The organism is Mesorhizobium sp. M1163 (assembly GCF_040318415.1).
Classification (GTDB): Bacteria; Pseudomonadota; Alphaproteobacteria; order Rhizobiales; family Rhizobiaceae; genus Mesorhizobium.
Genome location: NZ_JAMYMF010000112.1, coordinates 1 through 654, shown reverse-complemented (window position 1 = coordinate 654; position 654 = coordinate 1). Strand labels below are relative to the sequence as shown.

The window sequence follows — 654 nt, the reverse complement described above, 5'->3', positions numbered from 1 at the left end:
GCGTCAAGTTCTGCAAAAATGGCGTGGCAGTAGCTGTGACGTCGGCGTGTCCGCCGCGCAGCCCCCGTGTTTAGCGGAGCGGCGGACACACGGCGGTGCTCAGGCGGCCAATGCTCTCAGGCTCTCCTTCTTGTGCTCGCGCAGATGATCCATGTTGAGATAGCGGGTCGCCTCGAGCCAGTTCTCGTGGATCTCGACCGCCAATGCCCGAACCAGCCGCAGGCAGCTCCGCGGGTTGGGGAAGATGCGAACGACCAGGGTGCGCCGCTTGATCTCCTGGTTCAGCCGCTCCAGCATGTTCGTCGACTTCATGTGCTTGTGGTGGGCAAGCGGCAGCCGATAGAAGCTCAGCGTCTCCTCGATGTTGTCTTCCACCCAGTTGACCAGCTTCGGGTATTTGGCCTGCCATTTGGCGATCCACTGCGCCAGGTCGCGTTTGACCTCGGCAAGGTCGCGCCGGTCGTAGAACCATCTGAGCTCCATCAGGCAATCGTCGTCGACCTTGCGCGGCACGTAGTCGAGCGCGTTTCTGAGGAAGTGCACGTAGCAGCGCTGCCAGACCGCTTCGGGCAGCACTTCGCGGATTGCCGCCCTGAGCCCCGGATGGTCGTCGGAGACGACGAACTCGACGCCGGCGAGCCCGCGATTCTTGAG

At 63.0% G+C, this 654-nt stretch carries 1 protein-coding gene; it reads right to left on the bottom strand.

Annotation, left to right across the window (positions count from 1 at the left end; translation table 11 throughout):
* Positions 1-99: 99 nt before the first annotated feature.
* The coding region (locus NKH43_RS35245; protein WP_352862066.1) for an IS256 family transposase at positions 100-654 on the bottom strand (555 nt) is incomplete at its 5' end.